At 40.9% G+C, this 23,153-nt stretch carries 16 protein-coding genes; 6 read left to right on the top strand and 10 right to left on the bottom strand.

Annotated features, from left to right (window positions below):
- Both H6G08_RS10875 and cls read left to right on the top strand, forming a co-directional pair.
- Complete coding sequence (locus H6G08_RS10875) at positions 1–837, top strand: endonuclease/exonuclease/phosphatase family protein (RefSeq protein WP_190541607.1); 837 nt, start codon at positions 1–3, stop codon at positions 835–837.
- 147 nt (positions 838–984) lie between these two features.
- Positions 985–2,427 carry a cardiolipin synthase gene (gene cls / locus H6G08_RS10870; RefSeq protein WP_190541604.1) on the top strand — a complete coding sequence of 481 codons (1,443 nt, stop codon included), beginning with the start codon at positions 985–987 and terminating at the stop codon, positions 2,425–2,427.
- A 70-nt stretch (positions 2,428–2,497) separates the two neighbouring features.
- Here the strand turns inward: cls and H6G08_RS10865 are convergent, their stop codons facing one another.
- Positions 2,498–5,623: a calcium-binding protein gene (locus H6G08_RS10865; RefSeq protein WP_190541601.1), complete on the bottom strand. Its 3,126-nt coding sequence runs from the start codon at positions 5,621–5,623 to the stop codon at positions 2,498–2,500.
- 906 nt (positions 5,624–6,529) lie between these two features.
- Between H6G08_RS10865 and H6G08_RS10860 the strand changes: the two genes are divergently transcribed.
- Positions 6,530–7,579 (top strand): aldo/keto reductase, encoded by a 1,050-nt coding sequence (locus tag H6G08_RS10860; RefSeq protein ID WP_190541598.1) that lies wholly within the window; start codon positions 6,530–6,532, stop codon positions 7,577–7,579.
- Between the two features lie 565 nt (positions 7,580–8,144).
- On the opposite strand, the gene H6G08_RS10850 is transcribed toward H6G08_RS10860, so the two are convergent.
- A complete protein-coding gene (locus H6G08_RS10850) occupies positions 8,145–8,570 on the bottom strand; it encodes a hypothetical protein (RefSeq protein ID WP_190541592.1) in 426 nt (141 codons plus the stop codon).
- Positions 8,571–9,021: 451 nt separating this feature from the next.
- On the opposite strand from H6G08_RS10850, the gene ypfJ reads away from it, so the two are divergent.
- Positions 9,022–9,879, top strand: a complete 858-nt coding sequence (ypfJ, locus tag H6G08_RS10845) for a KPN_02809 family neutral zinc metallopeptidase (protein WP_190541589.1) — start codon at positions 9,022–9,024, stop codon at positions 9,877–9,879.
- 437 nt (positions 9,880–10,316) lie between these two features.
- Here ypfJ and H6G08_RS10840 read toward each other — a convergent pair whose 3' ends face one another.
- The 7 genes from H6G08_RS10840 to H6G08_RS10810 form a co-directional block, all read right to left on the bottom strand.
- On the bottom strand, positions 10,317–10,958 hold the full coding sequence (locus H6G08_RS10840; protein WP_190541587.1) for a heterocyst differentiation related protein: 642 nt from the start codon (positions 10,956–10,958) through the stop codon (positions 10,317–10,319).
- Between the two features lie 266 nt (positions 10,959–11,224).
- The gene (gene trpA / locus H6G08_RS10835) at positions 11,225–12,025 is read right to left on the bottom strand and encodes a tryptophan synthase subunit alpha (protein WP_190541584.1); all 801 of its coding nucleotides are present in this window, start codon (positions 12,023–12,025) and stop codon (positions 11,225–11,227) included.
- A 358-nt stretch (positions 12,026–12,383) separates the two neighbouring features.
- On the bottom strand, positions 12,384–12,695 hold the full coding sequence (locus tag H6G08_RS10830; RefSeq protein WP_190541581.1) for a DUF3007 family protein: 312 nt from the start codon (positions 12,693–12,695) through the stop codon (positions 12,384–12,386).
- A gap of 24 nt (positions 12,696–12,719) precedes the next feature.
- Positions 12,720–12,932 carry an NAD(P)H-quinone oxidoreductase subunit L gene (gene ndhL / locus H6G08_RS10825; protein ID WP_096647603.1) on the bottom strand — a complete coding sequence of 71 codons (213 nt, stop codon included), beginning with the start codon at positions 12,930–12,932 and terminating at the stop codon, positions 12,720–12,722.
- A gap of 1,216 nt (positions 12,933–14,148) precedes the next feature.
- Complete coding sequence (locus H6G08_RS10820) at positions 14,149–15,531, bottom strand: TniQ family protein (protein ID WP_190541578.1); 1,383 nt, start codon at positions 15,529–15,531, stop codon at positions 14,149–14,151.
- On the bottom strand, positions 15,521–16,672 hold the full coding sequence (locus H6G08_RS10815) for an ATP-binding protein (RefSeq protein WP_190541575.1): 1,152 nt from the start codon (positions 16,670–16,672) through the stop codon (positions 15,521–15,523). Before H6G08_RS10815 ends, H6G08_RS10820 begins: the two co-directional genes overlap by 11 nt.
- Positions 16,673–16,674: 2 nt before the next feature.
- Positions 16,675–19,371, bottom strand: coding sequence for a TnsB C-terminal domain-containing protein (locus H6G08_RS10810; protein ID WP_190541572.1), 2,697 nt, complete (start codon positions 19,369–19,371; stop codon positions 16,675–16,677).
- 173 nt (positions 19,372–19,544) lie between these two features.
- On the opposite strand from H6G08_RS10810, the gene H6G08_RS10805 reads away from it, so the two are divergent.
- Together H6G08_RS10805 and H6G08_RS10800 are read left to right on the top strand one after the other, a co-directional pair.
- The gene (locus tag H6G08_RS10805; protein ID WP_190541569.1) at positions 19,545–19,805 is read left to right on the top strand and encodes a helix-turn-helix domain-containing protein; all 261 of its coding nucleotides are present in this window, start codon (positions 19,545–19,547) and stop codon (positions 19,803–19,805) included.
- Between the two features lie 32 nt (positions 19,806–19,837).
- Positions 19,838–20,845 carry a TniQ family protein gene (locus H6G08_RS10800; protein WP_242045762.1) on the top strand — a complete coding sequence of 336 codons (1,008 nt, stop codon included), beginning with the start codon at positions 19,838–19,840 and terminating at the stop codon, positions 20,843–20,845.
- A gap of 225 nt (positions 20,846–21,070) precedes the next feature.
- Here the strand turns inward: H6G08_RS10800 and H6G08_RS10795 are convergent, their stop codons facing one another.
- The gene (locus tag H6G08_RS10795; RefSeq protein ID WP_190541566.1) at positions 21,071–23,125 is read right to left on the bottom strand and encodes an AAA family ATPase; all 2,055 of its coding nucleotides are present in this window, start codon (positions 23,123–23,125) and stop codon (positions 21,071–21,073) included.
- Positions 23,126–23,153: the final 28 nt, after the last annotated feature.

Genomic DNA, 23,153 nt, shown 5'->3' with positions numbered 1-23,153 from the left:
ATGGTTGATATCAAACAGAAAGTAGATTTTCTTGCCAGAAAATTCGTTCCATCTCATCGATTTTTGCGCACCCAAGAATCCACAATCGATCGCAGCCATATACTGCAAACAGCACTCAACCCTGCATCAATCAAAGTCCTCAACTGGAATATCGCCAAAAAAAGTTATCACGAAAATTGGGTGCGGGATTTTTTAATCATCCTTGAGCAATATCAACCAGACTTAATTTTTCTTCAAGAATTCCGTCTTGATATAGATGCCAAGAATATCGTGGAATTGGTAAATATGAGTTGGATCTTTGCCCCTAACTTTATTGATGCCCATCATCAAAGTTATTCGGGCATTTTAACCGCAGCTAAAATTAGCCCACTACATAAAAGAGCCATCATTACTAAACATTATGAACCAATTATTAAAACTCCTAAAGTCTCGCTCATGGCTGAATATCCCTTATCTCACAATCCAAATAGTCTTTTAACTGTTAATAGTCATTTGATAAATTTCGTCAATCTGCATAAATTTAAAACCCAATTGCATGAATTAGAGCTAGCACTATCTACCCATCAAGGGCCGATTATCTTCTCAGGAGATTTCAACACTTGGAATCGCCAAAGAGCCTTACTTCTTTATAAAGTAGCTACCCGATTAGGATTAATGCCAGTGTCTTTTACACCACACCACAGCAAGAAAATTAAACGCTTTCTCTTATCACCACCATTAGACTATATATTTTATCGCGGACTCAAAGAACATAAAACCAATGCTAGGGTATTAGAACATATTACTTCATCAGATCACAAGCCATTATTGGCAGAATTTTCTTATATAAATACTTAATAAATTTATTATATTTAGGTGCGCTATTTGCTGATAATATTTGGTGTTTAATAGTTAATTAACAGGAAATTTACCATATAAAATATCAGCCGCTTAAGCCTTAAATACAACTAAAAATAGACCCGAAAAAACTATATAAAATTACAAATGTTAATAGATAGTAGTGCCATAACTATTTATAGTGCGGCTACAGTTATTGTTCATGCTTTAGGAATCGCCCATGCAGCCCACGCAGTGATGACAGTGCGTTCTTCACAAGGGGCGATCGCCTGGGGAATTTCCCTAGTAACTTTTCCCTGGTTAACTATTCCCTTATATTGGGTATTAGGCAGAACTAAATTTCATGGATATGCTGAAGCTTTGCGCTCAGTTTACGCAGAACACTATCAGCTAGTCCGTCAAACTTACAATGAGATTGCCCAATTTCAAGTAGCGCTACCAGATAATTTAGCCAGGTTGCAACCATTAGCGAAAAAGTTTACCGGTATACCCTTCACATCCGGTAATGCAGCCGAATTGCTAATTAATGGACAAAAAACCTATGAAGCAATGTTAAGCGCGATCGCCTCCGCCACAAATTACATTTTGCTGCAATCATACATCGTCAACGATGACCAAGCTGGAGAAGAATTCAAACAAGCATTGATAGAAAAAGCCCAGCAAGGAGTCAGCATCTACTTCCTTTATGATGAAATTGGTTCTAACAAACTATCTCGTAGTTATCTTCAATCTCTACGCAAACATGGTATTGAAGTTAGTGCATTTCACACAACTAAAGGTAAAGGTAACCGCTTTCAACTCAACTTTCGCAATCATCGCAAGATTTTAGTCGTAGATGGTGAAGTCGGATTTGTCGGCGGTTTAAACATCGGTGACGAATATCTAGGCAAAAATCCCCGTCTCAGTCCTTGGCGCGATACCCACATGAAACTACAAGGGCCGACAGTCCAAAGTTTGCAAGCTTCATTTATGCAAGATTGGTATTGGGCGACGCGAAACTTGATAGATGTCAATTGGGAAATTAAACCTCACCAAGAAACCAACCAAACCGCATTTGTTTTACCTACAGGCCCCGCAGATCGGCTCAAAGCATGTAACCTATTTTTTGTCAATGCAATCAACGAAGCGCAAACCCGGCTATGGATTGCTACCCCTTACTTTGTCCCCGATGACGCCACCTTAACAGCCTTGAAACTAGCTGCAATGCGGGGTGTAGATGTGCGGATTATCTTACCCAATCGCCCCGATCATTTATTTGTTTATCTTTGTTCTTTTTCCTACTACAGCGAAATGGAAGCGATTGGCATTAAATTATATCGTTACAAAAATGGATTTATGCATCAAAAAATCATCCTCATTGATGACGATATGGCAGGAGTAGGCACAGTTAATTTAGATAATCGCTCATTTTTCCTCAATTTTGAAGTTATGGGTTTTGTTGTTGCACCCCCATTTGTAGCCAGTGTTGAGAAAATGTTAAAGGACGATTTAGCAGTTTCTGTGAAAGTTAATTATGCTGAATATCAAAAAAAACCTTTGTGGTTTAAGTTAGCGGTGAGAATTTCTCGCTTATTAATGCCATTGCTGTAAATAGCGATGTCAGATATCGCAATTCATCTAAGGCGATCGCAGTGTTGTCATATTTTAAAGTAGCAGTCGCTTACAAGATAGTAAAGTCATTATTGCTCAATTTCAGCCACTTACTGAGAGTAGCTATTTGAACTTGACTGCTGCTACCAGTTCCGTCCACATCAAACCACAGTTTGCCATCAGTTTGATTATAGATAAATCGCTGATATTGTGTAGTGCGAGTTGTGCCAATAATAAATTGTTCTGCTGTCAGTGCGACTTCCTTGGTTAATCCTCCACCAAAACTAGCGGCAGAAATAGCAATTTTATCTTCTCCCACAACAAAGTCGTTAATTCTGTCAATTCCTTGATTGGGAGTGTTAAAGGTAAAGTAATCAAACCCGCTACCACCAGTTAGCGTATCATTATTTAACCCGCCAATTAAAGTATCATTTCCTGAAGCTCCGTTTAAGCTATCATTGCCATCGCCACCATTGAGCTTATTATTACCACTGTTACCGACGATGATATTATTGAGACTGTTACCCGTGCCGTTAATGTTGGCTGTACCAGTCAAGGTTAGCCGTTCTAGGTGATTTTCTAAGGTGTAGTTAATTGCAGATTTAACGGTATCTGTACCTTCATTGGCATTTTCGCTGACGATATCACCAAGGCTATCAACTACATAAGTATCGTTGCCTAAACCACCTGAGATTGTGTCATTACCAGCTTTTCCATCAAGGAGATCGTTACCATCGCCACCAGTGAGCTTATTATTACCACTGTTACCGACGATGATATTATTGAGGCTGTTACCTGTACCGTTAATGTTAGCTGTACCAGTCAAGGTTAGCCGTTCTAGGTGATTTTCTAAGGTGTAGTTAATTGCAGATTTAACGGTATCTGTACCTTCATTGGCATTTTCGCTGACGATATCACCAAGGCTATCAACTACATAAGTATCGTTGCCTAAACCACCTGACATAATGTCAGATCCTGCTTTGCCATCTAATGTATTATTACCACTATTACCAGTAATCAAATTATTAAGTAGATTACCGTTACCTGATAAGTTGCTGGTACCAGTTAAGATTAAATTTTCCAGATTATTACCCAAGGTATAGCTGATAGATGACCTAACAGTATCTGTGCCTTCGTTAGCGTTTTCGACTATCCGATCGCCACTATTGTCAGATACATAGATATCATCTCCTGTCCCCCCAGTCATGGTGTCTTGGCCAGAACCGCCATCTAAGGTATCGTTACCTGCTAAACCAAATAGGCGATCGCTACCACCTAATCCTTCTATTTTGTCGTTGTTGGTTGTGCCAGAAAGGGTATCATTACCGTTGGTACCAATGGTAATGTATTTTGTACTAGAAATACTTTCTGTCCCATTCTGTAATTCGTAAGCCTTAGCCACTAAGACATGATTGCCTACTAATTGATTCAAGGGAAGATTGAAGGTATAAGGAAATAAAGTATCAGTGGCAAAGTAACTGCCATCTACATATAAATCTACTCTTCCTAATGCCCCATCCACCGAGGCATCTGCTAAAATTTCAAATGTTCCTTTTCCCAGATTCTTCTCTAGAGTCTTAATAGCGACAGTCGGAATACCTGTGGTTAAATAAAGGTTGCCATTGCTGAATTTGAATTGGTTGATATCGGTAATATATCGCCACCAGTTGTTGAGATAATAATCTGTTCCTCGTCCGCTAAAATGAGGTAAATGGTCATACCACCAATTCAAATATTCCCGTTGGGGGTCTGTTCCATTGGGTGACCACTCACGGTAATTAAAAGAGCGAGTTATCCCTTGAAAATTAGGATAGTTATACCAATCATCAGCATTGCTGTTGACAAATTTTGTATTGGCATAATCATAGTCGCTGACTCCATTAACAGGAAAATGGATATTTCCTACACCACCTAATCCTGTTTGATAACGATCCTGAAAAGTAAATTTATTCCAATTATTATTGAGATTCGGCGATTGGGGCCCATATATATGATCCATCACCGATTCTGCGCGGTGTCCAAAGGAGTGTAAGGCTTCTCCTACCCCGCGTTCAAAGTTAAATCCCATAATTGGGTAAGCGCGATCGCTATTAGCATTTTGCACTGGGCCGTTAATCCAGTAAGCACCCTGCCCCGCCATTGTCGATTCCCACAACCCAGCGATCGGGCCAGCATAAATCCAAACTTCATCAATTTCCCCACTATCAATCCGCTTGGTTAGGTTGTTTTCTTGAATAAATCGACTATAGTCAAACTGAGAATTATGAAAATCACGAATGTTCCAAGCTTGGTCAAAACTTTCATCAGTATGCTGAAATCCATCCTCAAAATAAGGATGTTTATCTACAATTTGAATATCAGCTAGTTGATAGTTAACTAATCCATGACTACTGGTTTGTAAATCTTTAATCACCTGATTGGTGAGCAAAACCGGATCGTCCCATCCATAGGCTTGATGCTGTCGCTGACCGCCTTTATTTTCCATAATTGGATCAAAGACGTATAGCAGAATTTTCGGGGCGATCGCATCAGGATTAACGTTTGCTGGTGGTGGCGGCCCTTGGGGAGGTAGATAATTATTATCAAAATTGACAAATTCTATTCCGTCATAATAAACGGTAAATCCATAGTCCCAAGTATCTTGATGGATCTCAAAAGAAGTCACTTTTGAAATATCGGGCTGACCTGCGATCGTTTTTACCCACTGACTGTCTCCATTTAAGGGGATAGCATACTTGCGCCATCCGTCATTTACCATTAAATTATTTTGGGGTTCGTAGCGAATCGAACCAGTCGGACTGTTGATTTCAATAATTGGTTGGTTACCCTGGAAACCGAAGGGATTATTATTGATTGCATAAGCCCAGAAAAAAAGGTAATTTTCCTGGCTAAGATCTAAATAACTATTCTGTGGGACATTATATCTAATCCCGGTATCAAAACCACTATTAGTCACAAATTTCAGGGATTTTGTTCCAGCTTTCAGATAGTTACTGTCATAGCTGATTTGAGTATTTGCCCCATCAGAAGCAAAGGTAGTCCATAAATTTAAGTCGCCTTCTGTTAAGTCACCTTGGGAAACAATATTCAATGCTTGTGCCACTAGAGATTGTTCTAAAGAACCTAATCTAGTTGGAACAATGATATTGGAAGACTCTACCAATAGGTTGTTATTGAGCTTGTGAGCCTTGTTCATATTTTTAGTTCAGCTTTTCTCAAATAAGAAAGATTAAAAACTTTTAAATCTCTAAAAATCCGATTAAATTTTTGTAAAAACTAGCTACACTTAAAGCTTACTAAAGCTTACATTTAGCTATGAATATGCCGTACATATGCAGGTTTTGTAAGGCATTTCCATTACCATTTTTCATGTTTTATATGGATGGGAAACTCAATATTTATTTTTCGCAAATAAAAATTCTGATTTGAGCGAAGAGAATGGTCTTAGCATGTTTGGCAGGAATATAAACTCTTATTTATCCACAATTTCCCAAGAAACAAGGAAATTAGCAAGCTGATTGTGTAAATAATTAACAAAATTTTAAAATCTCTGAAGAAAGCTTTTGAGATAAGTGAGGTACACCAATTTTAGAGATGCTTTTTAAACTTTGAATTTGCTTCAGCTGCTATAGTTCATAAACATCGAATCTGGTGTATATAGATTTGAAAAGCTCACGCCCAGACGCCCAGACCCAGAGAAGAATGTGAAAATTAGGACTTTTGCAAGAGGTATATTGAAGCTTTGCAATTATGATGCCAAAATATTCGCCCTTATGAAGATATATCGGTGTAGTTGCGATCGTCAGATCTTCACAAGTAGCATGTTAAATGCTGTATATTAATATTGAGAGCGATCGCTTTCCTGCTAAATTTTCAACTAAAGCTAATCACTAAAAAATCCTTTTCCTCTAGTCTCTAGCCCCTCGTATGGGAAAAACCCACAACAAAAGATAAAAATTTGTTTTTCCCATGCCCCATGCCCCATGCCCATTTATCTATACCCCTAGATGACTGCTGTTTTCTCTCAACAGTTAGATGTAGCTCAATTTTCCCCGTGTAACTCTATGAAAACGAGCTATAAACGATTGGGAACATTAAATTTGTGGATATTAGCAGACGAGATTTATTTAAAGTAGCTTCTACTTCTGGTTTAGTTGCACTCGGATTAGCAGGTGCAGAAGCATTGTTTTCCGAAGCCTCAGCCCAAACTAGACCAGCTTCCACTCAAACAACAAGCCAGACAAGAAGCGGCGAAATGATCTACAGAACCTTAGGACGCACGGGCGAAAAAATATCTGTTATTGGTTTAGGCGGTCACCATATTGGTAGACCAAAAGAAGAAGAAGAAGGTATCCGCCTTGTCCGCACTGCCATCGATCGCGGTATTAATTTCATGGATAATAGCTGGGACTACCATAACGGCGGTAGTGAAATTCGCATGGGGAAAGCCTTAAAAGACGGTTACCGACAAAAAGCTTTCTTGATGACCAAAATTGACGGACGCACTAAACAAGCCGCTACTCAGCAAATTAACGATTCTCTCAAACGCTTACAAACAGACCGGATTGATTTATTACAGCATCATGAAATCATCCGTATGGAAGACCCAGACCGCATATTTGCCCCCGGTGGCGCAATGGAAGCTGTATTAGAGGCACAAAAAGCGGGAAAGGTTCGCTACATTGGCTTTACTGGACACAAAGATCCGTTAGTGCATTTAAGAATGCTGGATGTTGCGGCGCAAAATAACTTCCGCTTTGATGCAGTGCAGATGCCGTTAAACGTTATGGATGCCCACTTCCGGAGTTTTGAACGTCAAGTTTTACCCAGACTTGTCAAAGATGAAATCGGTGTATTGGGTATGAAATCAATGGGTGACCAAAATATTCTCAAGAGTAATACAGTAAAACCCATAGAATGTCTTCACTACGCGATAAATTTGCCCACTTCAACGGTAATTACTGGTATGGAAAGTATGGAAATTCTCAACCAAGCATTTGAGGCAGTACGTACTTTTCAACCAATGAGTCAACAACAAGTCAGGGAACTGCTCAATCGGACTCGTGAAGTCGCGTTAAAAGGTCAGTATGAGCTATTTAAGACTACTAGTCAATTTGATAGTACAGCAAAAAATCCTGAGTGGTTAGGTTAAAAATTGGTGCGTGAGTTTGCATAGTAGAGGCGTGTTAGCTATGCAAGCCAGGCAGAGAGTTTGAATTTTTATACTAGTAATCTATGATGCAATTAGTGATTGAAATTGCATCATAGATGAACGTCGGTACTTTAATATTATTTTTTATCCTTGCTGCTATTAGTGGAATTCTTATCCTTTACCTCATTCTTCTGGGTATGGCACCTGGAGTAAAACCCTTAGATTGGATGGGATTTTTTCTCTATAGCCCTGGGCTTGGTTTTTTTATTCTAATTGCATTGTTATTTCTAGCTACAACCTTGCAGATTTTTGCCTGGATAATCAAGAAAAGCCAACACCCTATAGCTAGCAAACGTCTCAATCTCATTTCTTGGATTGCCTTAGGATTACTCCTACTGATTCAGTTATTAATGATTATCGATTTTCGTTTTTAATAACAGAAAAATCATATAAAAATCCGAATTTGATTTTTGAAAAAATTTCAGCGAAAACGGTGCGTTACGCTTCGCGGTAACACACCCTACGTTTTATGCAAAAATTAGATAGCAATCACACTAATTAGAATTTAGCGTTGCACTGAGTTAGAGATATTGCTACCTGCTTTGGCTGCACTATCCTTAACACCGCCAGCAGTTTCCTTAGCACCTTCTACATAGCCAGAGCCAAATTCTTTAAAAGCTTCTGCCGATTGTTGACCAATCCGTTGTAAACGTTCACCAGGTGCGCCTTTTGTTTCCCGCGCTTCTCGATTCCATTGACCTGTAGTTTTTGGTCTTTGAGCATCATTTTCTGATACTCTTTCGCGAACTTGGTCGCGCAACTCTTTACTACTGCGTCCAGTATCGTCAATGTAGGCGCTATTGCGTCCATGATCTACATTGGTTGTCAGGACAATTAAACCAACAAAGACAACAGATAAAAAACGCTTAACTTGAAATCCTTGAAACAAAGAACTAATATAAGCGATCGCATTAGAAATCACATTTTTCATGCCAATACTCCCTTGGTAAAATTATCGATGATTTCCAGATTGTCGAGATATCCTTGGCTCACTCCAAATTTAGCTAATCCCATGAGAAACTTTAGTTAGTTTCTCTCGGAAATTAACCTATCAATGAAATTATGGATTTAGTGATTAAATCAAGCCAATGACTCTTTTGATTACAAATTAAGACTAACTGGAAAAAATTATTTATCCCTCTAACAAAAGTCAGAGTTTAGTGAAAAATCCGAGTTTATGCGCTAATAAATTAGTTCCCTCAGTCAGAGTGCATGTCTCATCATTGTTGTCCCTTGGGCAGAAGATTTTGATTTAGAGAATTTCTAATATTTGTACTTAATTATGGCAAGTCTAGCCTAGTGCGATTTTTCCTGATTGATCGCTATGGGTTTATGTACTTTCTTCACTGATGTCAGATTAAGTAGTTGGGAGACTCTAGGTTATGCGTTGGGAATTTGGGCGTAGAAGCACCAATGTTGAAGACAGGCGCGGAACTCGGCTTTCGGCTCCTGTGGTGGGAGGTGGAATTGGCGCGGCAATTTTATCGCTAATTGTTGTCTTATTGGGTGGCGATCCCGGTGCTTTTTGGGAGCAAACACAACAACCAAGCGATCGCCCTTACTCCCAAGCTCCGCAAACCCAACGCTCGGCTACAGAAGATAGGCTAGCTGATTTTGTTTCGGTTGTCTTGGCTGATACTGAAGATACATGGCGCAGTCTGTTTCAGCAGCAAGGAAGAACATATCGCGAACCAACCTTAGTTCTGTTTTCCGATGCGGTGGAGTCAGCTTGTGGGTTTACGCGATCGGCTGTCGGCCCCTTCTATTGTCCTAGCGATCAAAAGCTCTATATAGACTTAAGCTTTTACAAAGATTTGAAAAATCGCTACCAAGCGCCAGGAGACTTTGCTCAAGCTTATGTAATTGCTCATGAGGTAGGACACCACGTGCAGAATCTTCTGGGTATTTCCGATCGCGTGCGCTCATTACAGCGTCAAGGCGATCGCTTAGAAGCCAATCAACTTTCAGTTCGCCAAGAGTTACAAGCAGACTGTTTCGCCGGCGTTTGGGCACATCATGCCGATCGCTCGCGGCAAATTGTCGAAGCTGGCGACATTGATGAAGCGTTAAATGCTGCTAGCAGTATTGGAGACGATCGCTTGCAAAGTCAAGCACAAGGGTATGCTATTCCAGAGTCTTTTACTCATGGAAGTTCAGCCCAAAGAGTCCGCTGGTTCCAACGGGGTATACAAACCGGCGATCCTGAACAATGCGATACTTTTATAGTTGCCAATCCCTAAACGTCACTGTTACTCATATTTAGTAATAAAAAATACCGTCCGATTTGTTCTCGATTTCGGACGGTTGCTGCTGAATAAGTAATCAATTGTCTCTTGTAATCAGAACTTACGCGCTCAGATCCCCCAACCCCCTTAAAAAGGGGGCTTTAGACTTTCCCCCCTTTTTAAGGGGGGTTAGGGGGGATCGGGGTTTCAGGCTTCAGTGCGTAAGTCCTAGTAATAAGGCAGAGGGGACAGTGACTCACCTTCTGACTTCTGCCTTTCTTCGGTCAAATTTGCACTTGGCGATCGCTCTTTTTATCTGTCTATATATGTATATAAAAATACTCACATCTGCTTCCATTTCTGAAGTGAAAATGCGAGTTACTCTTAATGTGTATTATTCAATATGAGATATAGGGGTAGTTGCTAACCCTGCTAACCACTATAGTTTGACGTTAATGTACATCGTCATATTCTGCTGTTTCTACCCGTCTTGCTTCCATCCGTGGCGGTAAAAACTCAGCCCGACGTATGGGAACTAAAGGCGATGTTTGCCCTTGGTAGGGGTGAATTACTTGTACAGTCCGGGCAGAGCGCTGTTTTGGAGAAAACAAAGCCAATACACCAGCAACAACAACGCCACCACCAATGGTTAAAGTCATACCGCCTACCGCCCAAACTATAGGTGAAGACCACCAAGGATTTTGCGGTTGTAGAGCGTTTTTCTGATTATTTTGTTGGGCGAATTGCAGTTGTTGTTGCTGCTGATTGTAGCTTTGGAATTGCCACTGGAGTTGTTGATTTTGGGTTCTCAACTGCTCGTTATCGCTTCTTAACCGCGCCATCTCCGACTTTAGCGTTTCTAATTCAGCTCGCTGATCTGAATTAGGAGCAGTTGGGGGCTGGTTATTGGGATACATCGGTTGCCCATAGGGATACTGGGGCGGTGTCATCACCTGAGGTGCTACAACAGTAGGCATCTGTGGGGTAACCGCAAAATTAGGTTGTAGAGAATTATTACCTGCCCCTTTGAGCAATACTAGAGCCGCTAAACCAGCTACGGCGACTCCACCGATAAATGCCATACTCTCACTCATCGCCTAAGCCCCTCAACTGCGACGTAATAATTATCATTTTTAACTGACTCACTCTCACACTCATATTTTTTAGTTTACTTACACTTCACATAATACCCAAAGTATCAGCGATGTTCCCAGGTAGTTTTAGCACAGCATCATATGTGCTGCTTATATTCAATATTATATCTGTTAAATTATCTACCAATCTCCAGCAAAAAAACTACACTGTTATATATTTTTAATCTACTTTTCCCTAGTCATCAAGACTAGTATTTATACTAATGCTATTTTGCTTGGAGATTTGCTTTGAGACTTTGGCAAAATTCCGCGATCGCATTTAACCCTGCTTCCGGTGTCCCTTCGGCTAAACGGTTGACAAAAGCGCTGCCCACAATTGCCGCATCTGCGCCCCAATCTCTGACTTGACGGGCTTGCTCTACTTGCGAAATTCCAAAACCTACGCCAATGGGCTTATCTGTAAAATTACGTATTTCTTTGAGTAAATCTGAAACTCGTGTTTCTATCTGCGCTCTCATCCCAGTGACACCGGTAACACTGACTAAATAAATAAATCCTTGGGAAGCGCGAGCGATCGCTTCTATGCGTTCGACAGAACTAGTCGGTGCTATTAATAAAATTAAGTCAATTCCCATCTTGCTAGCTGGTTCCAGTAACACAGCAGCTTCTTCCAAAGGTAAATCTGGTACTACCAAACCGGCTACCCCAGCCGCAGCAATTTCTTCGAGAAACTTATCAATTCCCCGATGCATAATTGGGTTGTAGTAGGTAAACAGGACAATAGGCGATTTTAAATCTGGAGTAGTTTTTTGCAACATTTCCAGTACTGCATCGAGGGTAGTTCCCCGTTCTAAGGCGCGGGTAGCAGCTGCTTGAATTACCGGGCCATCTGCCAAAGGATCGGAGTAGGGAACCCCAAGTTCAATAATATCTGCTCCACTGCGGTCTAGTATTCGCAATGCGGCTGCCGTTGTTGCTAAATCTGGATCGCCCGCCGTAATAAACGGAATCAGCGCGCATTCTTGATTGCGTCCTAGAGTTTCAAAGCAGTCGGAAATAGCAGTCATTGGTCAATTGATTTTGGATTTTAAATTTTGGATTTTGGATTTACCCCGAACACTAGCGTACAGGGTTTCAACATTTTAAATTTTGGATTTTGGACTGGTTTCACCCTTAAGTGTCGGCTTTGGCGAAATAATCTAAAATCTAAAATCTAAAATCTAAAATTAGTACGGTCAAGATTCAAGAGTTAGTTGTCATATCCTACCAAACAACGTACACCGAACCAACGACCAATCAACCTAATCAGGAAACTCAAAAAAATCAATTATTCCCTTCAAGTCGTCAACAGTCAACAGTCAACAGTCAACAGTCAACAGTCAACAGTCAACAATACCTTCGGTAATATTTTTTACTTATAAATTCCTAACGTTGACTTTGTCTTTCCTGTTCAACTTCTGCTTGCAGTTTGGCTAGTTCTTCGGGGGTGAGTTCGTCTAGCCGCTTTTGGAAAAACGCCTGTTCATAATCTTCGCGTTGTTGATGGTAGGTCATTTTTTTACCCACCGCACGAAAAACATAGGTAGCTAGCCAACCCAGCAAACAACTGACTAGCAAGACTTGGCTCCAAATACCAGCTTGTTGATTATCTAAACCTACTAGCTGTAAGCCTAGATATGCTATGCCTCCAGCAACAAAAACGCCAAAGCCGATTCCTATAGCATCAATGCGTCGCATGAGAATTATGACCTACCAATGTTGTTAAACTTCAATTTGTCGGCGCTGGGGTCGAATATTTACAAATGGCGATAAAACCAACAATCCTGGAAAGAAGAAGAACACCAGAAAGTACATGATGGTGCGCTCTATAGAACTAGCTGCATACCAGCGCAGTTTGAGATAAAACAGCACAGCCACTGGAAGAACTAACAAATAAGCTCCAGCCAAAGCCAGATACAGCAGGGCTACAATCATAATTTTCGCTTCTGTGATAGACAAGATGGTTGATTACATCTATTTTCCATCATAGGCTGAATGGCGAAATATGGATAATGGGGCATTGGGGATGGGGCATGGGGCATGGGGCATGGGGCATATAATTTTCTTGGGGTTGGTATTAGATATTGTTATCGACAAATTATTTGGCGGTGGTACTTGCAATTCATAATTTGATGTGTTAATTTTGTTAAGGCTTTTGCGAAAGGAGTTAAAGCTACCTAATTAAATAGGGATGCTACTCTTAGGTGGCGATCGCAAAAAAGCTAGTAAATACTGTTGTTAGTTCAACAACTATTTGGCATAGTCACCAATTCAGTACAATTGCTTTTTGTGAACAAAATTATTAAATCTAGTTGCACAAAAAACGTAATTAATGCTGAAATGTATGAGAGAGTATTTACTACCTCTCAATCAAATCAACTCCTAACTCAAAATTAGGGGGGTGTGGCGGAATGGTAGACGCTACGGACTTAGAAAACTGAGCCTTGCTAGAGAAATCTTGTAAGTGTAAGCTCTCAAACTCAGGGAAACCTAAATCTGATTACAGACATGGCAATCCTGAGCCAAGCCCACAAGAACAGATAATGATTTTTAATTTTTGATTGGTGACAATCCAAAATTGAAAACTCAAAATCTCTGATTGCGGGAAGGTGCAGAGACCCGACGGGAGCTACCCTAACGTTAAAGTCGAGGGTAAAGGGAGAGTCCAATTCTCAAAGCCGAGAGTTATGAAAACTATTAGGCAGTAGCGAAAGCTGCGAGAGAATGAAAATCCGTTGATCGTAAAAGGTCGTGTGGGTTCAAGTCCCTCCACCCCCATGAAAAAATTAAATTATCAGTTTTTTGTCACTGTGACTGGAACCATAACTTTGCCGCAACGGCAAGCTTATGTTTCCAATAATGTGACTTAAAGGAATTGTTTGCCGTTTTTTAAAGTAAAAGCTTGCCGCAGTAAAGGCTGAAACTCTTGTTATGTCGATTAATTCTGAATTAATGTCAAATTTCATTCAAGAATAAGTCTGCCGCGAGTCCCACGCTAAATGTAGGCTTTTGGAGGATTTTTATGCTTTGCGATCGCACTCTCGCAAGACGGGTATTTGACCACGAAACCAGTCTGGCTATAGGTTCGGCAAGCTTATCCTTTAATTTTTGGCAATCTTTTCCTTTAAGTCACAAATAAACAGTGGCAAAGTTATGGTTCCAAACCAATTTCTCTTCGTGCTGCTCTAAGGGCATTGCGAACTTCTTTATCACGAAAACATCCAGGTTTAGCCAATAGCCTTGAAATAGCTGCTTCACTAGGATAAATACCTTCAGTGTAAAATTGCTTAACCGCTTGTTTTACCTCCTCACAGCACTGTTCAATTCGTTTGATGCGAGATTCTTTCATATACTTAACATACTGGGCTGAAATTGCTCGGCATAGCTCTGGGAAATGTCTATAAAGAATTCGCTTAGGATATCCAAGGCGTTTGGCTACTACCGTCATAGGTAACGGTTGTTGATTATTTTGAAGCAAATCTTCAAGTAACTGTTGAGTGCGATCGCTATCGAATTTTACTTCAAGCTTTTTTGTAATGCTATCTCCTAGTTGGTTTTGAGGTATAGCAGGAGATTGACTATAATTCTCCTTAACAGTCTCTTGAGTAAAGAAATCCAGCACAGATACCTGAAGAGTAAAACAGATCTTCAAAATTACATTCAGTTCTGGCAAGACTTTTCCCATCTGCCACATCCAAACCTTGTTTTTGGGAATGTCGAGCATACGGGCAAAAGCAGCTGTGTTTCCTTCAGTAAATTGGTTTACGTATCTACAGAACGCTTGAGCAACTATTTCCCTTTGCAAAGGTTTTGGTAGGTGAGGGGTATTAGCAATTAATTCTCCAATAGTCTTGATAACCCACTTTTGCCAGATAATCTCTTCCTTACTCGGTAGGGCTTTATCGGAAAATGGGTAATTATCAGTAACGCCCAGCCATTCTAAGCAATAGGGGCAATAACCTGGTCTCGAATAAGACGCAAGAGGAGGAAGCTGTCGTTGGCAATGAGGACATTGTTGGCATAAAGACTGATTGTGCCAATGACAAAATTTAACTGCCTCAAAAAACCAAATTAAGGGTTCGTAAATTACTTTGTCTTTCGAGGAATACCACTCCTCATAACAGTAGGGACACCAAGCTCGTCTAGCACGAAGTAATCTCCTTTGGGGAAAGATACCAGCCCATGTTAATAGAGAGAGAAAACGCAAATCACTACGTAGAGTTAATGACTCTAGCACTGTAACTAAATCAAGAGCCATCGTACCTATTCCATTGAGTGCCCCAGTTAAACTTCGCATTTCAAAAAGATTTGTAGTTTTGTAAGTCTTGGGTATAAAGGACACAAGTTCTCTGGATATTAAAGCTTTTGGGGTTACACAATGGGCTTCTGCTAGCCGAGATATATAACCAGTTAAGCTTTCTACCAACGGAGTACCAATACCAACAGGCTGTAATTGATACAAGCGACTACGAGATGGAATAGAAAGCTTTTTTAAATCCCAAGATTCGTATGTTTCTAATGCACTAGCTAACATCTTGTTGCACTCCGATGGGATCTCTTTTTGGTTTGCGTTTACCAACCTTTCCTGGAGGACGAGTAGTTTTTGGCGTTTCTTCGGGTAGCACAATTGATTTTGTTCCAAGTCCTAATGCAGAGCGTAAGTTTTGTATATCTGTTTCTGTTTCAGATAATTGTCGTTCACCCTCTTGAATTTCCTTGAACATTCTCTGACACTGAGCAACCGACCAAGCACGTTTTTGTAAGTCTTTGAGCGTGACTGTTGTTGCTTCTCGATCCAAAGCATCTTTAAGAGCGCGTGTTAACCAATTTTTCAGTATGCCAACACATCCTAAAGTACGTTCGTAAAAATATTCCCAATGACTAACTAAATCTGGAGCTTCTGCAAGCGGCATCTGCTGCTGGAAGGTTAATAATACACTTTTGAAAGCTTGTACATCCTCTGGATTTTCAGCACAATAACGGCGGAAATGAATATCGACGCTACGGCGTGAGAGTTGACCGCTTAAATTACGGAATGTCAGTAATTCGTAAGTTCCTAATAGACAGTGTAAAATCCCTGTCATATTTGCTAGAGATTTGAGGCAGTCTAATTGATCTTGCAGCTTGTACCCGCTTGCCATCTTGCCAAAATGTTGGGCTTCATCTACAAAAAATACGTCGGGATGACGATGGATGAGAGCATTTTCTAAAGCTCTGCGTAAAGCAGGTGCAACTACTTTTGGCTCAACATTGATTTTGCCAAAATTATCGCGAGAGATACCACGCACACCGTAATCAAACTTGTGATCGATTAAAGGTTCTTCTAAGGCGATTAAAGCGCGTGTGTAGTAATCTTTCCAGTTGAAGTTTCTTGATTCTGGGGCTATAGCTTCAACACCAACAACAGGAACACGACCGCGGTCGCTTTCCAGTAATGGTAATACTAGTTCTGTTAATTTCTGCTCAACACGCAATCGTAAAGTTGTTTTACCAACACCGCTAGGCCCATAAACAAAAATAAATGATGCCCCTGCGGGTTCGGCAATTGTTCGTATGAGAATTTCATAGACTTCTTTAAGCCGAGGATGCGCTACGGTGTAATTCTCAAAGTAAGCCAGCCTTTCTGTAGCAGGTCGTGTGAGGAGTTCAAGCGGAAATCCAGTAGATTTTGTCACAATTAAAACTCCTCATACACTACAAGTGTTTCTGGGACGAGCGCTTCATCTTCAGCCACTTGAGTATCAGTATTTTCAAAAGGAACTTGAATAACCTTTGGTTGTTCGTTGCGGCTTGCTGTCGCTTTTCCACCCTCAATTACCCTAAAGACTTCCCTGGCTTCTGCGTCATAGGAACGCTGTTCTAGTAGAGCTTCTTGTGCTTCTACAGATGCTAAAAATTTTGCTAGATTCTTAGCCGAAACTTTAGATTGTTGTGCATGATTTGAGGAGCGTTTGCGTAACTCGATACTAGCTAACTTCAGTTCTTTTTCTGAACGACCTTGGAATTCTGCATAATATTGAGAAATACACTGTACCCACTGTCCGCGAACAAAGGCGTAAGCGATGCCAATATTAAACGGGTCATATCTGATTGGAACAGAGGTATTTTCAATTTGCGGGTCGCGGAAACTATTAGACCAGTAGTAGATGTAGTTAATTTTTACACCGCGTCCAACTTGAACTTTTGCTTTCCCCTCTGAGGTGGTAGGTAGGGTAAGAATCTGAAAGTTTTCATCGTAAGGAATCATGCGGTGAAGCCGACTGCCACCAATCGCCATACCTGCTGCAAACGCATCCCTCGGACTTTGGAAAAGTGCTGGATGTTCGTCTGTATCGTAAACTTCGTAAGCCCAAGCACAAAGATATTCATAAAGTAAACCAAGTGTCCATACAGCTTTATTTTTAGGGTTAACTGACTTGGTGACTTGGCGGACGTTACGAGTTATTTGTGTATTAGCGCGTAAGTTATAAACAAATTCAGTATTGGCAGTCCCAAATAGGCGTTCGCAAACCGAACCAAAACGAGCTTTGGCTGGGGGTCTTTGCTTTTTTGTACATTCAAAAGTAGCTAGTAGTGTCTCGAAGTAAACGCTGTGAAACTCTGTACCGTTATCTACGACTACAATTTGCGGGAGTCTACCGTGACGTTGGACACAAATTCTTAGCACCATTAAGCAAGAACGATATGAGGGTGAGTCAAACGTTAGGTAAACTGCCAGCAATCGCCGCGAATAAGCATCTACGAGAAATGTTGCCCAAGGTTTGTTAAGATTGCGACCTGTACGTGAGCAAGCTAGCTCTACATCTAACGGGGTATGGTCGATATGTCCAATTTCTAAGGGGCGATCGCCGTGTCTTGGGGTAGTTTGGGTAAGCTCCCAATAGAAAGATTCATACTGATAAGCAGCACGGCGACCTTGGCGTTTTTTAGTCTGTTGGTAACCAGTACGGCGTTTTATTTCTTTAGTAAATGTTTTATAGCTCGGAGCAATTACAGCAGATTTTTCGCAAGCTAGAACTAAAGCCCCGTAAACCTCCCACATTTTTTTTTGTTTCAGAGTTTCGTAGTCTTCTAAAATAAATTTCTTCATGATTGCTAAGGTGTCTTCGGGCAGCTTGCGCTGACAATTACCTTTGACACTGCGATGGGACAAAAGCCCAATGTAGCCGCAACCGTATTTTTGAAGTGCAGTTAGATATTTAGCTTTCCAGTCACGAATGGTACGAGCAGGTATTGTTTCGTTTTCTGGGGGATGACCGTTTAAGTAAGGCTCGATAGTTTTGTAGCGTTCAAGAGCTTCTGCTTGGTCTTCTGGACTAGCTTGATAAAATCGCTGCCAAGATTCTGTGCTAATAGCTGTTTTTTCTGGTGTTTGGAGACTGGTGATTTTTCCTTGACGAACCAGATTCTCAAATACAAATTTTTTGAGTTCAATTAACTGATTATTTTCTGCGCCAAGTATAACTTCTGTTTCGCCAACATGGATGATATTTAAACCTTTGCCGTCCCAACTAACAGGGGTTCCAGTAGCAAGATTGATTACAGGAGAGATAGCCGGAAGATTTACACTTGGCTGCTCCACCATTAATCTATAAGCACTAGCAGTCTGTTCGTCACGGAAGACGAGACATCTTTCTGGTTCAGCAAGTGGTGCAGCATTTAAATCAAAATAGATTTGCCCAAGAGCAATTAAGGTGTAGATATTGTCAGATTTAGCTCCTGTTGACTGATTGAGTAGTTCTGCTAAAGTGATTCCTGGTTGAGACGACACAATTGCAAGTAATGATTGAGCAATTGTGTCTTCCACTGCTAGGGATTCTGAGCGATAATAGTCTTCTAAAAATTGCAGATTACGTTGCAGAACCCAGTTTATTTCTCTATCAGAACGAATTTGGTAATAAAGCCCAAACTGGTCAGCATAGGCTTCTCCTGGCGGACAATGCCATTGATTATCTTCTTGAGAGTAAAAGTAACGATTGGGGCTTTTCTCTGCTAGTTTTTTCAAATCCTGCTCAGTTTTACACTCTTCCCAACCAGCCGAATTGGTTCGGATGACAAAGAAATCTGGGGTGTGTAAAACGCCTAATCTACGTCCGTTACTTGCTTGATAGTCCAGTTTAATTTGCGGTGGTTGATCGTAGAATTCTAGAACATCTTCATCATGTTCTAACAGATAGATAACTGGCAGTTCAACCCGATGAGACTCAAATTGAATCGTGACTCCCATCTTGCGACTAGGGTAGCGTCCAGAAACATTCTTACTACCGCCACCAACGCGACGGGATGGTTCAGATGAGCGAACTTTCTCAATAATTTTTTGCCCTGCCTCGGATATCTGCAGGCGAGCAACCCATTGTTCAAATTGCTCTTTCATATAGTCCTTACTAAGCGCTTTGCACTTGATTTTATGAACCTATCAAAATCAGACCATAAAGTTAGGAACTTGTTTAGCAGATGCCATACTACTTAACTTTGTAACACTTATAGTGTGCAAAAATCTACTAATAGTGTGTGGATTTAACCGCGATACTGGTTCAGTATTGTTTTGTGACGCAGAAATACCCCAGTATTGAGTACCGCTTTGGCAAAGCGATTAGGCGGCGAAGGCGAGAGCTAGATTTATCCCAAGAAGCACTGGCTGAAAAGTCAGGGCTTCATCGCAATTACATCTCAGGTATCGAAAACGGGGAACGTAACCCTTCGTTAAAAAATATTGTTAAGTTAGCGGCAGCTTTGGAGATATCTGTCTCCGATCTGTTTGTTAATTACGGCATCGAGGTTAAGAGTGAATCGGAGACTAATTCCTGAAATTCGGCTGTTAAAACTAAAGTACCAGCGTAATGGTTAATCCAAAAGGGATGACTATTTACTTAGAAAATTGGAACCTAAAACCTTTAGAAATACCGCAACGGAGTCGGTTATTCTCTCTTGAACCTGTGGCGGTGGGAACTCCCTACGCAGAAAGTCTTAGTAGCTATCTCCATCGTTTGGCGCAGGCGCATTGTTTAACCTCTCAAAAGCTCGTTATGGGAGAAATTGCGCCACTTATCCTCAAAGATGAGGATAAATCTGAGCTATTGGCAAAAAATCTGAGTCACCTATTGGGAAATAGCGATGCGAAACCTGCTATCAACGGAATGCGAGAAATGACAGGGAAGTTAGTCACGGTCTTAGAAGAGTTAACAATGCGTCAGGATTTACGTTTCTTGACCCTTTTAAGCTGGAAAGGAATGATTTATGACAAAGGGTTATTTCGGAACTATCGTGCTTGGTGTCCTTGTTGTTGGCAAGAGTGGATGCAGGAGAACAAAACTATCTATGAACCCTTATTATGGTCATTTAAGGATTTAGAATTTTGTTTGATTCACAAACAGCGATTAATAGAAGAATGTTCTCATTGTGGTTCACGTTTACCTGTAATGGCTAAGTTTTCGCCTGCAGGATTTTGTTCTCGTTGTGACGGGTGGTTAGGACAGGAAATTAAAGGTGAAGAGGATATAGAGAAATATAGAGTTAATATTCAAGGAATTAGCGACTTAATTGCACTTACTCCCCAATTAGGATATAAACCTATCCCTATTGAGTTAACCCGAAAATTACAATTAATTTTGTTAGTGTTTGAACAAGCAATTGGCAAGGATTTGCAGCTATTGGGAGATTTAGGGGGAATCATGGAATCGTTGAGGATTGCCTCAACAACAAATCAAAGTCAACCTTATCATTTGGTGAAGTTGATTATTCCTGTGTGCGAAAAGGCGAAGATTAGTATAGCCCAGTTGTTTGGGTTAGATTTTCAGGAATTGAGCAAGATATTGTTCGGGAATTTTAGTCTGGAATTAAAGTTGTAGAAGTGATGCAACGCCCTAAACCCCAATCCAACTGCGACAAAACGGTGGATCTTGCTCAGTTTTGGTAGCACGCTCTCTACCCAATAGAGTGACGGATTATTTAACTAAGCTGATAAATTCTTGATTACAAATTCTAATCTTTGTACATTGCCTATTGAATCTTGGCTGTAAATCCAATCCTTATTGGCAATTGGTAATGTCCTAACGACAAAACCCAAACTTCGGTTAGCTGTAGAGATTTGCGATCGCCACTCCAATCCCCTGAATTTGTTGGGTTAACTCTTGCGGTTCAACAACTTTCACCTGATCCCCAAAGCCTAAAATCCAGCGACGGAGATCGATATCGTCTAGTGACCAGCGGGGTAACTTTACTCGAAATCGGTTTGGATGAGTAGGATCTGAGCTTTTAGATAGGCTAAAAAGTGAAGCCAGTCCCTGGGGAATTTGACTGTCAGACAGCCGTGGAGACATCTTCATTTGTGTGATAGGAAATCGTTGGGTTCCTTCGCTGATGAATCGAAATGCGTAGTCATTGAACCAAAGTTCTACAGTTATACAGACTGCATCCCTATTGCTTAGGGATTTGCTCAAAAATTGACGCTGATCGGCTACGCTTTTACCGAGGTAAAGTCCCCCACAAGCTTGGTAAAGACACTGGAGCTTTTTAAGAGACTTTTCCTGCTGACTGCGATCGCGTTTATTTGATTGAGGATAGCCTCGAAATAAGCGATCTAGGCGTTCAAATTGTAATAGCCCTTGGTTTTGTCCTTCAGCGATTTCAAAACCGAGATACCAACCAATGTTATGAAACACAATTTGCAGGGGCCAGATGCGAAAGAATTCTTCTTGCTTTTCTGCGTAACGACCAACTCCGGAAAAACGTTTTAATTCTAAGAGTTGCCCCTGTTCAATTTCATCTTCCAGTTTCTCGATTTCTCTAGCAAGGGCAGATTGAGGCAGTAGCTGCGGGTCAACAATTGTCCGATTGCAGATTGCACGGATAGGGTAGATAGCTTGAGTACTCAATTGGCTTTGCCTCATCCGTTCGTCAAATATTTCCAAAATTCCCAAGGCAATCGGGTCTTGTAAATTTTTAGCCTGGGCTTGCAGAACATGAAAAACCTTAGTTAGTTGGGATGCTGATAAAATGCCTGTTCCAATAAAGTAGCCACGTTTTAAGGCAAATTCTGGTAGAAGCTGAAACGGCTTGAGTATACGTTCAATATCTTTGCGGATTGCATCCGTCTGGTTCCCATCAATTAATCCTTGCTTTTGCATAGCAGAAACCAGGCTTCTCAAGCTGCCCTGATCAGAATTCCATTGAAAGGGATTTTGAAGAATGAAACGTATTGTTGTTAATAATCTTTTGAATGCTTCTCGGTCAGAATATGGATGGGTTGCAGTATTAATAGTTGCGACTTCAGCAATTACCAATTCTTGGTTAACAGCAATGGGGCTGAGAAAATTATTTGCTTCCAGCCATTCCATATCTGCGGTGATAGCATTAGGATCTGCATAAATAGAGCCGTACAAACGCTGCAAAATAGCACATATTTCCGATATTTCTGTTTGGAACTGGATTTCTTCCCCAATGAGCTGCTGGAGGATATCTGGATTTGTACTCTGTAAGTTACCAATACCGGGGTAGCGAATCAGCAAACTAATCAAATGCAAAAGGCGATCAAAATCCAGCAATTTAGAGTAGGGATGTAAGACAGTCTGGCTATGCTGAGTGCGGTTTGTGCGATTAGTGACGCTACGAGGAAGGAGGTTAATTTTGCTTTTGACTTCACTGATTAAATCTTGAAACTGGGCTGGATTTAACTCGTAAATTGCAAAAAATCCCTCCGCGGCTAAAGGTGGAAAGTGTTTTAAGCTCTGGAATAAATCATCCAGGACTGTTGGAGAGACTTGCCGTCCCCGTTGCATATTCCAGTTCTGGCAAAACTGACGTGGAGTTTTAAGATGCCAGGCAACCCACTGAGCTTCAAAATCAGCTATTTTCTGAAGCAAACCCATCCGCCAAACACGCTTGGCATTCGTCGCGTCATAAATAACAGGTTGCTGCTGCGCGATCGCCGCTTGAATTTCTTCTAAAATAATTTGTTCAATTTCTGCCCAATCTCCCTGGATTTGTTCATCTCCATAAAGTTTTCCCCGAATTTGATCACTCGAAATAATTCGGCTATTGGGAATAAGCTGGCTCATCTGGCCAGCTAGGGTAGATTTACCACTGCCTGGTGGGCCAATTAAATAATGACAGATAAGAGGAGCAGGCATGAGGACAAATCTCCCGCAACCACAGAAT

Source organism: Calothrix anomala FACHB-343, assembly GCF_014696435.1.
GTDB classification, from domain to species: Bacteria; Cyanobacteriota; Cyanobacteriia; order Cyanobacteriales; family Nostocaceae; genus Aulosira; species Aulosira anomala_A.
Note: the sequence above shows the minus strand (reverse complement) of the source record. Positions and strands in the feature narration are given on the sequence as shown.

What these genes read in the sequence shown, in the direction of transcription:
- H6G08_RS10875 (WP_190541607.1), top strand. Translation starts at nt 1, where the DNA reads ATGGTTGATATCAAACAGAAAGTAGATTTTCTTGCCAGAAAATTCGTT.
- cls (WP_190541604.1), top strand. Translation starts at nt 985, where the DNA reads ATGTTAATAGATAGTAGTGCCATAACTATTTATAGTGCGGCTACAGTT.
- H6G08_RS10865 (WP_190541601.1), bottom strand. Translation starts at nt 5,623, where the DNA reads ATGAACAAGGCTCACAAGCTCAATAACAACCTATTGGTAGAGTCTTCC.
- H6G08_RS10850 (WP_190541592.1), bottom strand. Translation starts at nt 8,570, where the DNA reads ATGAAAAATGTGATTTCTAATGCGATCGCTTATATTAGTTCTTTGTTT.
- ypfJ (WP_190541589.1), top strand. Translation starts at nt 9,022, where the DNA reads ATGCGTTGGGAATTTGGGCGTAGAAGCACCAATGTTGAAGACAGGCGC.
- H6G08_RS10840 (WP_190541587.1), bottom strand. Translation starts at nt 10,958, where the DNA reads ATGAGTGAGAGTATGGCATTTATCGGTGGAGTCGCCGTAGCTGGTTTA.
- trpA (WP_190541584.1), bottom strand. Translation starts at nt 12,025, where the DNA reads ATGACTGCTATTTCCGACTGCTTTGAAACTCTAGGACGCAATCAAGAA.
- H6G08_RS10830 (WP_190541581.1), bottom strand. Translation starts at nt 12,695, where the DNA reads ATGCGACGCATTGATGCTATAGGAATCGGCTTTGGCGTTTTTGTTGCT.
- ndhL (WP_096647603.1), bottom strand. Translation starts at nt 12,932, where the DNA reads ATGATTGTAGCCCTGCTGTATCTGGCTTTGGCTGGAGCTTATTTGTTA.
- H6G08_RS10820 (WP_190541578.1), bottom strand. Translation starts at nt 15,531, where the DNA reads ATGTTAGCTAGTGCATTAGAAACATACGAATCTTGGGATTTAAAAAAG.
- H6G08_RS10810 (WP_190541572.1), bottom strand. Translation starts at nt 19,371, where the DNA reads ATGAAAGAGCAATTTGAACAATGGGTTGCTCGCCTGCAGATATCCGAG.
- H6G08_RS10800 (WP_242045762.1), top strand. Translation starts at nt 19,838, where the DNA reads ATGGTTAATCCAAAAGGGATGACTATTTACTTAGAAAATTGGAACCTA.
- H6G08_RS10795 (WP_190541566.1), bottom strand. Translation starts at nt 23,125, where the DNA reads ATGCCTGCTCCTCTTATCTGTCATTATTTAATTGGCCCACCAGGCAGT.